Source organism: Psychroserpens mesophilus, assembly GCF_000826645.1.
In the GTDB taxonomy this organism is placed as follows: domain Bacteria; phylum Bacteroidota; class Bacteroidia; order Flavobacteriales; family Flavobacteriaceae; genus Psychroserpens; species Psychroserpens mesophilus.
This window is the reverse complement of sequence record NZ_JXJP01000006.1, coordinates 41,518-55,539: the sequence shown is the minus strand read 5'-3', so window position 1 is coordinate 55,539 and position 14,022 is coordinate 41,518. Positions and strand designations below refer to the sequence as shown.

Below are 14,022 nucleotides of genomic sequence, written 5' to 3'. Positions count from 1 at the left end.
CCCCTAACAAACCTTTACCTTTCCCGTTACAACCCCATTTATTAAACTACTCTTATACTCTTTTAACTTCTCAATTTCTTGCTGTTTTAATCCAATAGCAGTTTCTATTTTTTGTGAAGCAGTTTCTATTCTATTGATAATTTCTATTTGTTCTCTTTTAGGTGGAATTGTAACCATGAAATTTTGAATCAATGGTAAACGCAAACTATCAACAGTTGACTTTGCTTCACCATTTAATGCTATACTGTGGAAATTACTTCTTAAGTAATAGAATAACAGTTTACCTTCTATATTTCTAAAGTTGCTAAACTTATATACTCTTTGATGAAAGTCAAATTTTTCATTTAAATAATGAAAAACTTTCCCAACTCCAGCTCCATCTCCAGCTGTAAGTATAGCTTCTCCATCAAAAGTATAAGTATTAATTTTCTCAGGTATTTGTGATCTTACATAAAAAGGATAAAGTCCATTTTCAACTTTATCTTGAGTGTTTTTTGAACCTGTAGTAATATCGCATAAAAACTTAAACCGCTTCACCTCCCAATGCTCAGGAATCTCACCAATCCACTCCACACCAGAATCTTTCAACGTCACACTATCATCTAAACCACGTGTTACTGCTTTGTGTATTAAAATTTGTTTGCGTTCTTTGAGTAGGCTTATTTGTTGCTCATTAATAGCAATAGCATCCTCTATTTTAGTGGTTTTATCGTCTAAAAATTGGGCTATTTTGATTTGTTCTGTAAGTGGTGGAATAGGAAAGATGAAATTATTAAAATTCTCAGCAGGAAATCGCCATCTACCTAACATAGAAACACCTTGACCATGAGCATAGAAGACTTTACTTTGATAGCCTAATTGTAGCAAAATTAAAAGATAATCTTTATCACAATTAGTATCTAAAATATTGAACACCCTATAATCAGGACTAATTACTCCATCATATTTGGACAAATCAACATAACCTGTAAGTAAATCCATATGGTTCATAGCAAAATCTCCTTGAAATACTAACTGATATTTTGAATAATCCATAGATAGCTGTCCTGAACCACTATCAATATCTTTGATTTTTATTCCCGATTGAGTAATAGATAATACATCATGACCAAGTTCACCTGAAATTCTTTTCAAAATTGTAAAGACATATTTTAACCTTTTCAATTCCCAATGCTCAGGAATTTCTCCTAACCATTCCACTCCAGACTCTTTATAGATTTCGTAACGTTGTATTTTAGTTATAGTCTCTACCATTACACCAAGTTTAAAATCTCTGCAATTAAACCATCGCTTTGTTGTTCTAGGTCTAGAATATCTTTGGTTACCTCTTCTATACTGCGCAAAGGTGTATGCTTGTAAAAATTTTTGTTAAAGCTAATTTCGTAACCAATTTTGGTGGCGTCTAGGTTTATCCACGCTTCTGGCACGTGTGGTTGTACTTCGCGTTTAAAGTAACTGTGTATGTTGTCTTTTAAGGGTACGTTTTCGGTGTCGCGTAGGTCGCTTTCGGTTTCGTAGGTGATGTAGAGGTTTTTTTCGTGAGATTGCTTCGCTTGTGCCTCGCTCGCAATGACGGAAACGTATGGATAATAGCCAAAGTCTGGAAGGTCTTTTTCTTCGCAATCTAAATGCGCTAAAAGTTTGTTTAGTTTATCACTTGAGAGTTTTTCTACTTTTTTAATGACTTTTTCAGCTTCGGCATCGTACCAACTTACGGCATTTAAAATGGCTTTTTTATCGCTTGCGCTAATATTTAGTTTTTGCTTTTTAATCTCAGCATCAACTAGTTTTTTAAAATCATTAAAATCATTATATTCATCTTCACCAATGGCTTTTAACAACACAGTTCCTGCTTTTACCAAGTTTAAGTGCTTTTGCCAAGTGGCAGCTTTGGTGAGTTTTGATTTATTGGCAGATGATAAGTTGAGTTCTTCTTTTTCGCACCATTCTAATAATTCTTTTTCGTGTTGTTTGGTGTTAGTGTGTATGATGTCTCCAAAAGTTTCAAAAGCATATTGCATTGGTTCTTGCAACACTCTATCGTAACGTAAGGTTTCTATTCGCTCGTTGGTAAATTGTGCTTTTAAACGTTTTGGGCGTTCTATAGTTGCTTTGAAATAGCCAAAATCGGCATTATCGAATACCTGTGCAGCAATACCTTGTTCGCCTTCACGTTCGGCAACACTCATGTTGGTATAGGTGTTTACGATTTTGGTAATGTGTTTTGGTGCAAACTCACAGTTTTTGTTTCCTAAATTTTTACGCAGTTTACGGTACAGTTGTCCTGCATCTATTAATTGCACTTTGCCTTTACGGTTGGCAGCTTTGTTGTTGCTTAAAATCCAGATATAAGTAGTAATGCCTGTATTGTAAAATAGGTTGTTTGGTAATTGTACAATAGCTTCTAACCAATCGTTTTCTATAATGTGTCTGCGAATGTTGCTTTCGCCTCCTCCTGCATCTCCTGTAAATAGGCTACTTCCGTTATGTACAGACGCAATACGTGTACCTGTTTTGCTTTGCGATAAGGATTTCATTTTATCTACCATTTCCATTAAAAACAGTAATTGTCCGTCAGACGATCTTGGAATGGCATCTGCTTCTTCTTCCACGTTCCAATAGTTTTTTAAAGTGATTTTAAAGCGAGGGTCAATGACATCCTTACCATCCTTGATATATTTTTGTTCACTGCTCCAAGACTTTCCATAAGGTGGATTAGATAGCATAAAATCGAAAGACATGCCAGCAAACTCATCTGTAGATAATGTAGAACCAACGCGGATGTTTTCCGGATTGTTACCTTTAATCATCATGTCAGACTTACAAATGGCGTAAGTTTCGTCGTTTATTTCTTTTCCGTAGAGATATACATCTCCCATGGCTTTAATAGCACCTTCTTCGTCTTTGATAAAGTTTTGGCTTTCGGTAAGCATTCCTCCAGAACCACAGGCAGGATCGTAAATGGTCATTACTGGTGGTAGGTTGTCTTTAATAGAATCAAAAATAATGTGGGTCATTAAATCAATCACTTCACGAGGTGTAAAGTGCTCTCCTGCTTCTTCGTTATTTTCTTCGTTAAATTTTCTAATGAGTTCTTCAAATACATACCCCATTCCTAAATTAGACAATGCTGGTAGTTTGCGACCTTCTGGATCTTCTTTTTCAAAAGGAGTGAGGTTAATGTGGGGTGAAGTGAATTTTTCCAAAACATCTAACAACACATCTTTAGTGGCCATGTGGCGTATTTGGCTACGTAGTTTGAATTTATCGATGATTTCCTTCACATTAGGACTGAAACCATTAAGGTAATCTTCAAAATTGGCTTGTAATATTTGTTGGCTGTTGGTTGCTGTATCTTTTAATTTTTGAAGCGTCCATGTGCTTACGTTATAAAAAACAAAGCCTGATGCTTCGCGTAATCCTGTTTCGTCCCATTCTGTGAATTTTGCTTCATCACGTTGAAAAGCTAATTCTTCAAGTACTGCATCTTTGGTTGGTTCTAAAAGAGCGTCTAAACGACGTAAAACAATCATTGGCAAGATAACATCTCTATACTTACCACGTACGTAAACATCTCTGAGGCAATCGTCTGCAATAGACCAAATGAAGGATACTAATTTATTATGTGAGGTTTTATTCATTATCTGCTTTTAAACTTTTTTTTATTATTCACATCACTATGTTGAGATTTGATGATACTTTTTTTCATAAATCACTTACATATTATTATAATGTCAAATGTTTAATTAATCATATAGGGAGAGTTTAAAGATAAAAAAAGCCCTCACTATTCAAAAGGAAAAATAGAGTATTTTCTGTGGGTTATTTTACGGGAAGTCGTAAACGTTAAATACATCATTATTTTGTAATTGAAGAATTTTTCCGAATTAAATCATATGGAACACGTATGAACACAAATGGCACACATCTAATACAACTTCAATATCTACTAAAGCATATACAATGCGTATTAATTTGCTAATATTTCTAGTCCCAGAATTTTGAAATTTATAATCTTAATAATTTTACCATAATATTGAAGTATCACTTTAAATAAGAACAAAGTATTTCTTTCTTCTCTTTATATTAAAAATAATATATTTAGAGAAAGAAAAGATTTATTGCTTATCTTTACATTATAGTTATAATATTAAAAACATTTCGAGTTGACCTATGAGTTGCCCTATTGGGTTTTAAAAAACGGGACACCTTGAAAACACTAGGATAAATCAATGGGTTGCGGAGCCTCTTTCTCCGCAAAAACCTTTACAATCAAATGATGGTAAAGGTTTTTTTTAAATTCCTTTCTTATTTTATCATTATTTGAAACAAAATTGATATATATCATTTCACGGGTACCATTTTCTCAATAGCTTTAAAAATTAATCCGTTAAAGTGTTAATTATGAAAGTGCTTATTTATAGTGCCAAAGATTTTGAGATTCCATATTTAGAGAAAGCTAATCATGGTAAGCATAAGCTAACCTTTATTAAAGAAAGCTTATCATCTCATACAGCTATGAAAACGGTAGGTTATGATGCTATATCCATATTTTCGGCAGATGAAGCTTGTATTATCACCATAGAAAAATTGAAAAGTTTTGGGGTAAAGTACATCTCATTAAGATCTGTTGGGTACGATAATGTCAACCTAAGAGCTGCCTCAAGACTAAATCTTAGAGTCGCAAATGTACCTGCCTACTCACCTCATGCTATTGCTGAACATGCTGTAAGTTTATTATTATCACTAAATAGAAAGTTAATAACATCCAATCAACGAATAAAGAACTATAATTTTGACCTCAATAATCTCGTAGGTTTTGATTTAAATGATAAAACAGTAGGCATTATCGGTACAGGTAATATTGGTTCTGTTATGACAAAAATAATGCATGGTTTTGGCTGTAAATTACTAGGTTGTGATATTGAAGAAAACAAAGATCTGATTCATCAATATGATATAAGCTACACAACATTAGAACATTTATGTGAACAATCAGATATTATTTCTCTACATGTTCCATTGAATATGGAAACACACTACCTCATCAATGAAGACTTAATTTCTAAAATGAAATACGGCGTCATTATTATTAACACTGCCAGAGGTGCTGTGATTAATACAGAAGAAGTTATCATCGGACTCAAAAGTGGAAAGATAGGTGCTTTAGGAATTGATGTGTATGAAAATGAAAAAGGGGTTTTCTTTAGAGATCATTCTAGTCTAATTCCTGATGATGATTTATTAATAACTCTGAATGCCTTTCCGAATGTTTTAATCACTGGTCATCATGCCTTTTTAACCGAAGAGGCTTTAACAAATATCGCAGAAACTACGATGCATAACTTAGATTGCTGGAAGGCAGGAAAGGAAACTGAAAACGAACTAACAGATATAAATTAAAATTCTTTTTATCTCTGTTTTTTATAAATATCGTCCAACACTATATGAATGCCATCTGGAGTGATAATGTCTAAATCATACCTGATGGTTATAGGAGTTCCAATTGGAGCATAATAATAAATCACCCAAGCATCAGCTTCTCTGGTCCCTATACAGCCATTAGAATATGCTTTCATTAATGTCATTGGATTCGTTGTTGGATGAATTAATTGTCCGTATCTAATCCCATTAAGCTCTGTTTCAATAAAAGGTATCTGAGGTAATTTAGTCACTTTGTTATCATCTCGTCTTGTCACAAAATACTGCTGATTATCAACTGGGTTAACGTATCTAGGGTTACGAACATGATTAACAATAATACCAACTCCTGTTTTAGTTTTTAAGTTTTGAATTCTGCCAGACATTTCTAGATACTTTTTTTCATCCCGTCCTACTCTAATAGGAAATTCGTAAAGCATTGTAGAATCCTCATAGATACGTAGTTTAAATTCTGGAATGTTAATATCCAATCTGGTTTTTAGAAATTGTTCTGATAGCTTATGAGCCTGGATTGAATCAGGAATGATAATAAAACTTCCTTTGGGAATAGCTATCATCTTTTTCTGATCATAAACAAAAGTATCGCGAGCCATCATTCTATAGTAATCTGTATTCTGAAGCGTGTCTATTATCCAAGAATTCGCACTCACCAAAAGGTGTTCACTAAACTTATATGGAGTTAAAGAATCATAGGCCTTGACTACAGAATCTATATACTGAAAGTAATCCTCTATCAATATATTCTCGTTTACCAAAAGCGTATCAGAAGTAAAATAGTTTTCTGATTTTACAATAGTAGAATTTTGTTCTAAGCTGTCCTCCTTATTGAAGTCTAACTTCACAATAAAAAGTACAAATATGATAAGAATGATATGTCGATTAATCAGTAGCATCAGTCTTTTTTCAAAAAGTATTTAATGACATCTGCAGTTGATACAATACCAACAAGTTTACTGTTGTTTGTTATTGGCACTGCACGATATCGTCCTTGAGTTAATACCTCTGCAACTTCTTCTATACTTGATTCTGAGGTCATATAAAATGGATTAGGCGTAAAAATATCTTTCACGCTTAATTTTTTATAGACTTCATTATCATCGCTTAAACCTGCTCCAGCAATATGATACATAAAATCAAGTAAACTTACCATGCCTACTAATTTATCATTTTCAACAACTGGAATATGATGATGAAATTCGTCTTTTTCATAAATATGCTTAACATCCAAAAGGTTCTGATCTGGTGAAACACATACGACATTTTTGGTCATAATTTTGGTAATTGAATTCGTTTTCATCACACTATTATTTAGGGTTATTAATACTACTAAAGTTAAAGTATTATTAATTCACTATAAATGATTTTAATCATTTCAAAGCAATCCTTTTAATACTAAATTTAGGATAGTTTAAGTTAAAATTACACTTATGAAAACTAAAACAATGTTAGAGTTACTAACCTTAAGTTCAAGCCTCTATTTTATGGCAAAAGACACCGAAATTCTGGATAGAATTAAGGAATACACTGAAAAAGGAAAAGACAATATGAATGCGTTTATGTCTAATCCTGAATTTGATGAAAACGGAAATGAATTGGAATTTATTGATCGCATTGTAGGGAAAACACATCAATTGAAAGAAGAACTAAATGAAAAAATTGAACAGCAGGTCGTTAACTTCTATAAAAAAATTAATATTGCTCATTTAGACGAGATCAAAGCTTTAAACGAAAAACTTGAAAAATTAGATGCAACAGTTGCTCTTCTAGAAGCTCGAATCAATCATTTGGAATCATAATATCATGGGAATCTTATCTGGTATAGGGAAAAATTTTAAATCGATTTCAAGATATAATCAAATCCTTAGAGTCCTAATAAAATATGGCTTTGAAGATTTTGTGTATTATTTAGATGAAAAGAAAAAATATGCCTTCATTAAAAAGCTAGTCCCAAGTAAATCTCGATCGCATGCTATGGAGTTTAGCAGATGGGCAAAGATGCGATTGGTTTGCGAAGAGTTAGGTCCTACTTTTGTGAAATTCGGACAAATTTTAAGTAATAGACCAGATTTAATTCCTTTAGAACTGGCTCTTGAATTAGAAAAACTTCACGATAATGTACCTCCTATGCCTGAAGACGTGGCCAAAAACCTTGTAGAAACCGAACTCAAAGGTTCTGTGAAAAAATTATTTGCCTGGTTTGAACCAAAACCTTTTGCTTCAGCCTCAATTGCTCAAGTTCATAAGGTTACTTTGCACTCCGGAAAACGTATCGCACTTAAAATTCAGCGTGCTGGAATTCATGACATTATAGCAGAAGACATTAAGGCTATGTATAATATCGCCGAAATTTTAGAGCGTAGAATGCCATCACTAAAGAGTTTTGATCCTGTCGGACTTGTTAAAAATTTTGAAGCTTCTATCCTAAAAGAAATTGATTTTATCAATGAATCCATTAATGTGCAACGCTTTTACAATAATTTAAAAGCCGATGATTCCTTAGATCAATTTGCTCAAGCACCCAAAGTATATCCAGAATTTACAACCAACAAAGTACTAGCCTTAGAGTATATTTCAGGAATAAAAATCGATCAAATAGAAGTCTTAAAAAGTAAAGACTTTGATACCAAAATTATTGCAAGTCGATTGGCTACAAGTTTTTTTAAGCAAATATTTGAATATGGCTTTTTCCATGCCGATCCACATCCAGGTAATTTATTTGTATTGCCTAATGGTCATATCTGTTATTTAGATTTTGGTATGATGGGCAGTATGCTTCCCAGAGATATTTCGATTTTTGGAAAACTATTTATTGCTATTAGTGAAAAAGATGTCAAAGGTATTATCCAATCCCTACAACGTTTATCAAACAATGCTCCAATTAAAAACATGAGAGATTTAGAGTTTGATATTAATGAATTTGTAGAAAAATATTATGTGCGAGATATTAATGACAATGAAATGAGTACCATTCTATTAGAACTTAAAGACATCATTATAGCTCACGGACTTAAAGTACCAACCTACTTTTTTCTATTTGCAAGATCATTAGTTACGCTTGAAGGCGTGCTGAAAAAACTTCATCCAGAGTTAGAACAATTTGATATTGCAAAACCTTATCTCAGAAAAAGTGCTACCAAAAAATATAATCCGATTCTCATTGGTAAAAAAGTTGCCAATTCTGTTGTGGAACTCACAAATTATATGGAAGAATTCCCAACCGATTTAAAAAATGCTATAAGAAAGATTAACTCAGGTGAAGTTAAAGTCGATTTAACACATAAAGGTATAGATCCCATGGTTCATACGCTTCAACGCATTACAAAACAACTGATAACAGCTTTCATCATGGTTGCCTTAATTGTTGGAGCATCCCTGTTTATTGTCTTCAAAATAAATCCTACATGGAATGATATATCGTTACTGGGCATGATTAGCTTTTCGCTAGCAGTAATCCTAGGCTTCGGAATGGTTATGAACCTCAAAAAAGGTGATTACGATTTATGATAATAAATACTAAAACTAAAAAAAAGTACAATGAAAATTGTACTTTTTTAATGACTAGAACAGAAGATTATGGCTTAGAAAAGGCTTTCTTAAAATGATCAAAAGCTTCTGTTATCTCATGTTGAAAATGCTCTAACTTTGTTTCCTCTACTTTCTTCTTACCATATTTTCCTTTAAACTTGTCTATAAACGAGTTAAATTCTTGTTTGCCTTTTTCAAACGTATCTTTAGCTTTACTCTTTTCTTTATTGAAGCGATGTTCTAAAATTTCTAACTGAATTTTAAATTGTTCAATTTCAATTAACGTTAAAGCATACATTCTGGTTAAAGCTTCGTTTGTTTTAATTTTTACTTCAATATCGTGCAAGGTTAAAAGCAATTCCTTTTTCTGCTTTTTAAAAATCTCCTTTGTTTCAGCCTTACCTAATGCTAATTGTACACGCAATTCGTCAAACTTAGTATTAAGGTCTTCAATTTTATCTTTGAGGCCTGAAATTTTGAATTCGCTTTCATGAAGAAATATATTAAACTTCTTTTTCACGTCTTCATATGTATCTTGGGCTTCTGCCTTACCCAAAGCTGCTTGAACTTGAAACTCTTCTAGCTCAACAGCTGTTTTTCTGAGTGCACCAATAACCTTGTCTACAAAGTTACTGTCTTGTTTAGTTTTCATGAGTATGATATTTTATGATGATATTAAATGTCTTAATAAATCCCGTTAAACACAATGATAAAAATCAGTTCAAAGTAACATTAAAGAAAATTACAGATCGATATATTCATGCTGAAATCCGTTATTTAATCTTAATTCGGAATAAATTCTTGAATTGACCATTATCATTTTATGAGCTTCATAATTATCATACATTTGATTGAATCACAGCTGAAAATGATTGGATTATATCAAATAAAAAACCAATTAACGTCTTTCTTTATTGAAGTTGGAGAAATTTCATTGTTCACAAAGCGTTTTTTTGTTGAAGTAGTGAAGCGTCCATTCGAGATGAAAGAATTTCTTCGTCAGTGTTATCAAATGGGTAACCGTTCATTATTGCTTGTTGGTATCACAGGGTTTATTATAGGTTTGGTTTTGACACTTCAAACCAGACCAACGCTAATGGAATTTGGCGCAGTCTCTTGGATGCCTTCAATGGTTAGTATATCCATAGTTCGTGAAGTCGGACCAATAATCACCGCTTTAGTTTGCGCTGGTAGAATTGGTTCTGGTATTGGTGCCGAATTAGGATCTATGCGAGTCACCGAACAGATTGATGCTATGGAAGTTTCGGGAACCAATCCCTTTAAATACTTAGTAGTTACACGTGTTCTCGCCATCACACTTATGCTTCCTTTATTGGTTCTATTTGGAGATGCTATTGCTTTATTTGGTTCCTATTTGGTGGAGAATATCAAAGGTAATGTGTCTTTTATGCTTTATTTTAATAAGGTATTTGATGCCTTAGAATTTGGTGACATTATTCCTGCAACTATCAAAACATTCTTTTTTGGCTTAGCTATTGGAGTTGTAGGTTGCTTTAAAGGTTTTAATTGTAGTAAAGGAACTGAAGGTGTTGGTAAAGCTGCAAATACAGCTGTTGTACTGTCGTCGCTATTATTGTTTGTTATTGATTTTATTGCCGTTTTTGTAACTGATATTTTCTACGATTTATGATCTCGCCATCTGACATATCAACAGACAATATCGTTCTCGAAATTAGAGATCTTCGGAAAAGTTTTGGTGACAACCATGTGCTTAATGGTTTTAATATGAAACTTTATCAAGGTGAAAATTTAGTGATTATGGGAAAATCGGGTTCAGGAAAATCCGTAATGATTAAATGTTTAGTTGGATTGATGGAAGCCGATAGCGGATTTATTCGCGTTATGAATAACGATATTACTACCTTAGACCAAAAAGCTTTAGACATCCTTAGAGCTGATATTGGTTTTCTATTTCAAGGAAGCGCATTATATGATTCTATGACGGTTAGAGAAAACTTAGAATTTCCACTAAGACGTCATACCAAAAAATTTAATAAAGATATTGATACCGAAACCTTGGTAAACGAAGCCTTGGATAGCGTAGGTTTATTAAGTGCCATTGATCTGATGCCAGCCGAACTTTCAGGAGGTATGAAACGACGAATCGCCTTAGCTAGAACCTTAATACTGCAACCTAAAATTATTCTTTACGATGAACCCACAAGTGGACTTGATCCCATAACGGCGAAAGAGATAATTCTTTTAATGCAGGAGATTCAGGATAAATATGGCACCTCGTCCTTAATAATAACGCATGATGTGGATTGTGCTCGAGTGATTTCTGACCGAATGATTTTGTTAATTGATGGTATCGATTATGCAGAAGGTACCTATGCAGAATTATCATCGAGTGATGATCCAAAAATTAGAGCATTTTTTAAACACTAAAACAATGAAACAGACTAAACCACAAAAATTGAGATTAGGACTCTTTGTTATTATTGGTACAATGTTATTCATTACAGCTATATACTTCATCGGACAGCGACAAAACATGTTCAATAAAACTTTTGTCATAAGTGCCTATTTCCAGAATGTAAATGGCTTACAACGTGGCAATAATGTTCGTTACTCTGGGATTGATATAGGAACCGTTAATGATATTATTATGGTGAATGATTCTTCTATTCAGGTTACCATGAATATTCAGGAAAAAATCATCACTCATCTTAAAAAAAATGCTATTGCAACCATTGGTTCTGATGGTTTAGTTGGTAATATGATTGTGAATATTGTTCCTGGACAAGGTGATTCAGAATTAATCAGTAATGGCGATGTTATTGTATCTTACAGTAAAATTGGTGCAGATGATATCCTTAGCACCTTAAGTGTTGGATCTGAAAACGCAGCAATTCTAACTTCCGATTTACTTAAAATAACAACAGCCATGTTAGAAGGCAAAGGGACTGTCGGCTTATTACTAAACGACACCATTATGGCACAAGATCTTAAACAATCGGTAAACAATCTTAAATTGGCAAGTAAAGGCGCTTCGTACACCATTAATGAGCTAAACGACGTCATTACATCTATAAAAACTAATGATGATACTGTTTTGGGCATGCTTTTAAATGATTCTATCTCTGGCCATAAACTAAAATCGGTAATTAGTAATCTCGAATTATCCAGTCAAGAAATTGAACGAATGCTTGTTGATATTAATACTGTTGTCGATGAGTTTCATTCTGGTGAAGGTGCTTACAATTATATAGTCAAGGATACGACCTTAGTGAATAGTTTAAAATCTACACTCGATAACATCAATCAAGGCACAGATAAATTCAATCAAAACATGGAGGCTTTAAAACATAATTTCTTGTTTAGAGGCTATTTCAGAAAATTAGAGCGTCAAGAAAAAAAGACTGAAAAAGATACACAATGAACATACAACATTTAAAAGAACGTGTTAGCGACTACAAAGATTCCATTAAAACTGTGGTTGACAAAAAAATCCTTTGGGAAACAAAAACCAAAGCTTTAATAAGTAACACTTTGAAATCCATTTGCAAAGAATATGACATTGGATGGAAGGTACAAGAACTAACATGGATAGGAACCAACGAAGCGATTAATATTACGTTTGATTCGTTCCCAAAGGAGCTCATAGATTGTACCAATCAAATTCCTGCTTATCAATTCATTATTGGCGGTGCTTTAGTATTTTCACAATCCTACAGTGGAGACGTTCATACGTTTATATTATTTCCTTATTTAGAACAGATTCCTGTAGAAAACAGCAGCATCGAGCTGGAAACCTATGACCCAAAAATCATTACTGAAAAATTAATCATTGAGCAGGTAGATGAGTTTTTAAAGGAAATGATAAAATGGGAAGTTCCAACTACCAAAAACAAATTAGGCTATTGAAATAACTGTATTGGGTTATAGTCTAAATCTGTAATCTCAATAGTAAGCCAATGAAAATCGGTGTTTTCTAATTGCCAAGTCACTTTACTTTTATTCGGAATTCTAATCCCATGAAATGTTTTGTAAGACACCATTTCAACATACCAGTTTTCTAATTTGGCATCTTCACTTCCACCATAATAGCGCTCTGCTTTAAATGAAACTAAATCGCCTTCAGTATTAAATGAAAACACTCCAGAAACTGAAAGATTATTCTGCTTAAAGGTTGCTCTTGCTGAAGTATCGTCTATGCCTTCCCAAGTGATATAATCGTGTAAAGTTGCCGAAGGAAACCAGCACGTTTCCGCCAAATATCTAATCATGGCTCCTGAATTGATTTGGTAGTTTTTTGATGCATTAATCACTGGGAACATTCCGAATAATTTAATGAGCATCGCTCCTTCTCCATTTACCAATTTATCGCGACCAACCATATTGACTACATGATTTTCATGAACATGGGTTTTCCATACAAATGATGCATGAGTCACATCAAAATATTGATCTGCTTTAAACGACATCCATTTGCTAGTTGGTTTCATTCGCATTTCTCCTTGTTGTTTTAAACGTACCGATGACACTTTTATATGATCTGTTCCACCAGAATTCTGCATCCATTTTTTTACAATTTCCGGAAGGTCTTTAAAATTTTTCTTAGAAATGTTATTATGCGTTGAGCGTGTGGCATTATATAAAATCTGAGTTGATTCATTATCAATCATAGCATGAAATCTGTAAGTGCTGAGCGATGCTATACTTACTACAAGAATGATAAAATTTAGGATGGTACCAAACCTAGCATCTTTCCAAGCCATTATGATTAAGATTTGCGATACAGCAACAACTATATGTGCTAAATAAAACCACTTTTTATAAGTTAGAAATTGTATCGCAGTAACGATAAACAAAATAAAAGTGACCAACCATAGGAAACCAATAGGTTTTGAGATACCTAAGATCTGCTGTTGTATGTCGGTAAGATAAAATGCCTTTGCAAAACCCATAAGATGGATTATACCGTGAATACATAGTAATATGGCAAAGGCATACTTCATGACTTTCTATGATATCATAGTTTAAACAAATAGCAAGGTCGTTAATAGTAATATTAAAACTGCAAATACAAGT

13 protein-coding genes are annotated in these 14,022 nt (G+C 33.2%); 7 read left to right on the top strand and 6 right to left on the bottom strand.

Annotated elements, in window-relative coordinates; genetic code table 11:
* Positions 1 to 3: 3 nt before the first annotated feature.
* Together TD18_RS17450 and TD18_RS06470 are read right to left on the bottom strand one after the other, a co-directional pair.
* Entirely contained in the window at positions 4 to 1,254 is a 1,251-nt protein-coding gene (locus tag TD18_RS17450) for a restriction endonuclease subunit S (RefSeq protein ID WP_052461066.1), read from the bottom strand.
* On the bottom strand, positions 1,254 to 3,641 hold the full coding sequence (locus TD18_RS06470) for a type I restriction-modification system subunit M (protein ID WP_040250185.1): 2,388 nt from the start codon (positions 3,639 to 3,641) through the stop codon (positions 1,254 to 1,256). Before TD18_RS06470 ends, TD18_RS17450 begins: the two co-directional genes overlap by 1 nt.
* A gap of 763 nt (positions 3,642 to 4,404) precedes the next feature.
* Here TD18_RS06470 and TD18_RS06465 point away from each other — a divergent pair.
* Complete coding sequence (locus TD18_RS06465; protein ID WP_040250183.1) at positions 4,405 to 5,403, top strand: 2-hydroxyacid dehydrogenase; 999 nt, start codon at positions 4,405 to 4,407, stop codon at positions 5,401 to 5,403.
* Positions 5,404 to 5,411: 8 nt separating this feature from the next.
* Here TD18_RS06465 and TD18_RS06460 read toward each other — a convergent pair whose 3' ends face one another.
* Positions 5,412 to 6,335 carry a L,D-transpeptidase gene (locus TD18_RS06460; protein ID WP_040250181.1) on the bottom strand — a complete coding sequence of 308 codons (924 nt, stop codon included), beginning with the start codon at positions 6,333 to 6,335 and terminating at the stop codon, positions 5,412 to 5,414.
* Positions 6,335 to 6,739, bottom strand: coding sequence for a CBS domain-containing protein (locus TD18_RS06455; protein WP_040250178.1), 405 nt, complete (start codon positions 6,737 to 6,739; stop codon positions 6,335 to 6,337). The genes TD18_RS06460 and TD18_RS06455 overlap by 1 nt, the downstream gene beginning before the upstream one ends.
* A gap of 130 nt (positions 6,740 to 6,869) precedes the next feature.
* On the opposite strand from TD18_RS06455, the gene TD18_RS06450 reads away from it, so the two are divergent.
* Together TD18_RS06450 and TD18_RS06445 are read left to right on the top strand one after the other, a co-directional pair.
* Positions 6,870 to 7,238 (top strand): hypothetical protein, encoded by a 369-nt coding sequence (locus TD18_RS06450; RefSeq protein ID WP_040250174.1) that lies wholly within the window; start codon positions 6,870 to 6,872, stop codon positions 7,236 to 7,238.
* A gap of 4 nt (positions 7,239 to 7,242) precedes the next feature.
* Positions 7,243 to 8,946 (top strand): ABC1 kinase family protein, encoded by a 1,704-nt coding sequence (locus tag TD18_RS06445; RefSeq protein ID WP_040250171.1) that lies wholly within the window; start codon positions 7,243 to 7,245, stop codon positions 8,944 to 8,946.
* 67 nt (positions 8,947 to 9,013) lie between these two features.
* Here the strand turns inward: TD18_RS06445 and TD18_RS06440 are convergent, their stop codons facing one another.
* Positions 9,014 to 9,619, bottom strand: a complete 606-nt coding sequence (locus TD18_RS06440) for a hypothetical protein (protein ID WP_040250168.1) — start codon at positions 9,617 to 9,619, stop codon at positions 9,014 to 9,016.
* Between the two features lie 216 nt (positions 9,620 to 9,835).
* Here TD18_RS06440 and TD18_RS06435 point away from each other — a divergent pair, with 216 nt between their 5' ends.
* From TD18_RS06435 to TD18_RS06420, 4 genes are read left to right on the top strand one after another with little or no spacing between them, the layout of a single operon-like run.
* Complete coding sequence (locus TD18_RS06435) at positions 9,836 to 10,618, top strand: MlaE family ABC transporter permease (RefSeq protein ID WP_040250165.1); 783 nt, start codon at positions 9,836 to 9,838, stop codon at positions 10,616 to 10,618.
* Positions 10,615 to 11,376: an ABC transporter ATP-binding protein gene (locus TD18_RS06430; RefSeq protein WP_040250162.1), complete on the top strand. Its 762-nt coding sequence runs from the start codon at positions 10,615 to 10,617 to the stop codon at positions 11,374 to 11,376. Before TD18_RS06435 ends, TD18_RS06430 begins: the two co-directional genes overlap by 4 nt.
* A 4-nt stretch (positions 11,377 to 11,380) precedes the next feature.
* The gene (locus TD18_RS06425) at positions 11,381 to 12,370 is read left to right on the top strand and encodes an MlaD family protein (RefSeq protein ID WP_040250578.1); all 990 of its coding nucleotides are present in this window, start codon (positions 11,381 to 11,383) and stop codon (positions 12,368 to 12,370) included.
* Complete coding sequence (locus tag TD18_RS06420) at positions 12,367 to 12,855, top strand: hypothetical protein (protein WP_040250159.1); 489 nt, start codon at positions 12,367 to 12,369, stop codon at positions 12,853 to 12,855. Before TD18_RS06425 ends, TD18_RS06420 begins: the two co-directional genes overlap by 4 nt.
* Here TD18_RS06420 and TD18_RS06415 read toward each other — a convergent pair.
* Positions 12,849 to 13,949, bottom strand: coding sequence for a DUF6920 family protein (locus TD18_RS06415; protein WP_040250156.1), 1,101 nt, complete (start codon positions 13,947 to 13,949; stop codon positions 12,849 to 12,851). The genes TD18_RS06420 and TD18_RS06415 overlap by 7 nt on opposite strands.
* Positions 13,950 to 14,022 lie beyond the last annotated feature (73 nt).